The sequence below is a fragment of the Rubritalea profundi genome (genome assembly GCF_002954445.1).
In the GTDB taxonomy this organism is placed as follows: domain Bacteria; phylum Verrucomicrobiota; class Verrucomicrobiia; order Verrucomicrobiales; family Akkermansiaceae; genus Rubritalea; species Rubritalea profundi.
Genome location: NZ_MQWA01000001.1, coordinates 2,292,953 through 2,297,238, shown reverse-complemented (window position 1 = coordinate 2,297,238; position 4,286 = coordinate 2,292,953). Strand labels below are relative to the sequence as shown.

General features: G+C 48.1%; 3 protein-coding genes and 1 pseudogene. All 4 read right to left on the bottom strand.

The window, feature by feature from the left end:
• Positions 1 to 557 (bottom strand): annotated as a pseudogene (locus BSZ32_RS18850) (hypothetical protein); the annotation flags it as partial.
• A gap of 149 nt (positions 558 to 706) precedes the next feature.
• The gene (locus BSZ32_RS09930; protein ID WP_129589699.1) at positions 707 to 1,930 is read right to left on the bottom strand and encodes a hypothetical protein; all 1,224 of its coding nucleotides are present in this window, start codon (positions 1,928 to 1,930) and stop codon (positions 707 to 709) included.
• Positions 1,843 to 3,681, bottom strand: a complete 1,839-nt coding sequence (locus tag BSZ32_RS09925) for a DUF6288 domain-containing protein (protein WP_105043272.1) — start codon at positions 3,679 to 3,681, stop codon at positions 1,843 to 1,845. The genes BSZ32_RS09930 and BSZ32_RS09925 overlap by 88 nt, the downstream gene beginning before the upstream one ends.
• 75 nt (positions 3,682 to 3,756) lie before the next feature.
• A partial coding sequence (locus BSZ32_RS09920; protein ID WP_165788767.1) for a hypothetical protein occupies positions 3,757 to 4,286 on the bottom strand: 530 nt, incomplete at its 5' end.

Genomic DNA, 4,286 nt, shown 5'->3' with positions numbered 1-4,286 from the left:
TAGGTTCCCTTGATTGCTTCTGGGTAGTAATACCCTCCTTTCCCAGCGGCGAAGCCAATCATCCGTGTCGGATTGTGGCAGCTAAAGCCGAAAGCGAACTGCCCGCCCGCTGAGAATCCGTATATAAGAAGCGGTAAGTCTTTCAGTGAATAGTCCTTTTGGGCCTCATCCAACTTCTCAATCGCGGATTCAAGTGCGGCACCGCTGCCACATTGCGCCGCGGCATAGTGATTGTGCTTGTCGTACTTCTTTTTGTCCTTTTTCACCAAGGTGCAGGCGACGATTGCAGCCTGGGTCTCGCTTGCAAATTGTAGCCATTGCTTGTGCTCAAGAAGTCCCGATCCATCAGCATTGATTCCCTTTAGTAATACGAGTATATATTTGGGTTTCGTTACTTTTTCAGGGACGCGAAGGTAGAAGACAGCCTTGCTGAAGTTGTCCTGCGGCCCTGGTTTTATATGAACGATACGGCTGTTTTCAGGAATTTTAGTTTGGCCGCCCAATACAAATGCTGAATTCAAAAGCAGCAGGCCTAGTATTGCTATCTGTTTGTTCATTCTAGGAATTTGCTTTTTAAGTGAGGTGGTCGAGAGCATCATGCGAGGAGGAGATAGGGGGTTCAGAAGATTAAATGACAAGATTTATCACCTGATCCCTTTTTCTCTTTTTCCGTGTGTTTCTTGTTCAGCTTAACAACTGATACTTATTATTTAATTTTCACATACACTTTATACTGCGGTTTGTAGTTCTTATCAATTATTTTGATATCGAAGGGTTGTTCCATGATGAGGAATTCCCGATCATCGACTGAAAACACCTCGAAATGGTGGGCGATATCCTTAAACGTACTGAAGGCCACATCACCCGAGTAATACAGGGGGTTTGTATGACTCCTGTTTGTCATGCCGAGTGTTTGTACCTCACCGTTATCGAGAAACCTGAAGCCGTATTTTATTTTATTTGTACCGAGATCAGGTACCTTCTTCCCTTTTAACTGTCCCTTAATCCAGGGAAGGGCATCGGCTTTGCTCTCAAATAGGTTGTGGTTGACTAAACTCCAGGTTGCTTCAGTGCTCTTGTTGCGTTTGAATTGACCATCTGAGACAAATTTATCCTTCTCCTTCCCACTGATCTTCCACTCCGAAGTGGCCTTGGGTCTGGAATTCAAGAACTCCTGACCTTCAGTGGAGAAGCCGATCACCTGACCGAAGCTTTTTAGTTTGAGATTTCCACCATCAGGTATGACGTAGATACCGTTTTCGCTGATCAGCTCTTGGGGAAGATTTTGATAGACGGGCTTCAGTAAATCCAGAGCATAGGCTTGAATCTCAGGACTCGCATTGTCTAAACCTTTGGTGATCTCACTGGCCCTGGTGATCATTGGATATCCAGTTGCGGATTTGATGACTTTCACGGTCAGAGGAAAAATAGTTTTGTAGCTTTCGGGGTCGGCAAGAAGCCGTTGGCTGGTACCAATGGCCGAACCCTGTATCCAACGCTCTTCGTGCAGTATCATCTTGGCCAACACATCCTTGTAGGAACGTAATTCCTTTAGGTCCACATGTTGCAGAAGGCCCGTGGCCCACAGTTTCAAAAACCAGGATTCCTTGGGATCACGAATAATTCTTTCCACCTCCGTCATCATGGCCGGGGTGACTCGTGCTACATCTTTGTTGTTTTTTCGCCACGTACCGAAGAGATCGTGAAGGCTCATGACGCCAATATGTCGTAGTCGAGCATCTTTAGAGCGGAGTGCGTCGAGGATCATGCCATCCTTCTTGTGCTTTAACATCGCTTTTTTGGCCTCGAAGCGATGGGTGATCTCCGGGTGATGGAGGTAGGTCAATATTGCCTCATCTGAGACATTCGATGCATCCAACGCTTTCTTGGCTGGGCCGCCCGAATGCTCTTGGAGCGTCTCTTTGAGCAAGTCCTTGTGATCCCACGGCCCACCGGGCACGGGGTCGGGGGAGTTGAAATCGTCATCGGCCTTGGTGCCCCAGGGGCGCTCAGGTAATGTGAAGGATTGAGCCATTTGCTCAGGGGTGCGCCAAAGAGATGAAGCTTCTTTCGGGGCAAGGTGTAGTTCAAGGCGTAATAGGTGCCCCAGGTTTTTTTCATTTTTTCACCTAAAGCTTGGTCGTAATTTCCGTCAGGAGTACCCGCAATGCCAAACCCACCATGAAAACGACGGGAAAGTTCTAAAGACCACCTTCGAGACTCTATGTACTGTCGGTATTGGCTAGGTCGCTTTTCAACCATCAACCCCATGGAGGCGGATTTCCAGATTTCCCCAATGCCTCCCCCCGTGTGACCCGTGCCAAAGGCGGCTGTGCCATAGTAGCTCTTCATGGCATTCACCTGCACGGCCTTGCCGTAAATGGACTCTTCACCACCGGGGGTGAGCCGGCTGGCGGCGGCCATGGCCAGGGCCAGACCTCCTGTTTTGCCGTTACAATCCCTATAGCCCGCTTTAGGTACGTAGTCTCCGTAGGGTACAGAGCCCCGACCGGAAAAACGGAAGAATTGACGAAGCGATCCCTGAAGCGTTGCTTCATCAACATCAACACCACAGGTCTTTGCCAATAACAAGAAGTCGATACAGTGCACGCCAGCGGCGTTCATGTGAGCTCCGGACTGGTAATTGAAACCTCCCCCTGGTCGTCCGGACCACCCTCCGTTGTAGATGGTGTCCCTCAGAAAATCAGCAGCTTTTTTGATCAGGGGAAGCGCTGTCTTATCTCCCGTTCGCAGGTAGTATTCACAGATGCCGATTCCCTCGTATCCGACTCCCCAAGCCGTGGTACTGATCACCTTCATTTCCTTGACCCATCCGCTCACTACCTTAAGGTCCCTCTCATCTCCCGTTGACAAGAGAAAGAGGATCGATCCCCACTGGTTCTTTCCCTCTTTGGCGACCACCTCGGCAAAGTCACGAACAATCTTGTCAGACTTCTCGCAGTCGAGGGGCCAGGTCTTGCTATAGCTTCCCAGAACAGGAATGGTGACCGTAACCGATTCTTCTCCCTTAATATTAATCTCAATTTTACCATCGGTCGCTTCAGCTTTGGTGATGATATTTCCCAAAACAACACGAGGGTCAGTCCCTTGGAAGGTCCTGCCGTTGATGCTCTCGATGATTTGCCCCTTCTTGAGTTTTCCTGGTAATTCGGCAGGAGAACCTTTCTCGACGTTTTCTATTTTAAGGGTACTGTTTTTTTCAATCGCAATTCCGATACCGACGGGGCCGAAGTTCTTGATCATCCAACCCTTTCTACCTGGGGCAGGGTCGAAAAACTTCTCCCCTTCAAAATATGCATCACTACCCTCGGCATCGTGCAGCATCCCAGTGATCTTAGTTTTATGACTCTTTTTACTGGGCGCTTTCTTTGTTTTAGGTGCTTTAGAAACTGGTTCAACGGGCTGTTTTTGACTCTCAGCAAGGTATTGGATATCCTGCTTGGATAGGATTTTACGATTAAATGACATCTTTCTCCCGTTTGACAGAGTTACCTTCACTGATCCTGTCTTGGCATCGTAGGAGGTGAGTTCGCCTTTAAATGTATTACCACCATCGGCACTCGTCCAGGTTTTCGCCTGCGCGCCCGTAATTAATAACGCGGCACTGACGACCATTGATTTCCAGCCGATGTGAATCGGCGCTAAGTTGAGTTTTTTCATAATATTATTGCTAGGAATTTGATTTTTACGGGAGGTGTTCGGAGGGGCTTTCATGGGGTGATAAGGGGGCAGAACTTACTTCTTTTTCTTCTTCTTTGTTTTTTCTTCAAACTTCAACTTGTCTCCCTGCTTGACCAAAATAGCGTAGTTAGGCTTCCACGGTTTTGCATCTTCCCCTGATACCGTTGAATCTTCTACGACGAGAGGTCTCGCAAGAATCATGAAGTCGACCCCGCCCACGGACACTTTATGCATTTCGAGAGCTTGATCTGCATATTTCCCGATCAGCATTCCTTTGGTCCAAAAGTGATCCGGATAGACTACGCCCCCTAGGCTTTTAACTCCCCCCCCATCCGATAAAGTAAAACCACCCTTTGTCTTATATGAACCCTTTGCTTTCCAATCTGCTAGCCAAGGTTTTATTTTTGCTTCAGCCTCCGCCACCGTTTTGCAATACACACCTCTACCTAACCAAAGGATCCCCCAGCCTCCTAACATCGATTTATCTGGAGTGAATTTACCACTGTAGCTATAGAGATCTCTGTCGTTTTTGGACTGCATGTAGCGCACTGTCTTTTTGGGGGACTTGAGAATGAAATCGATAG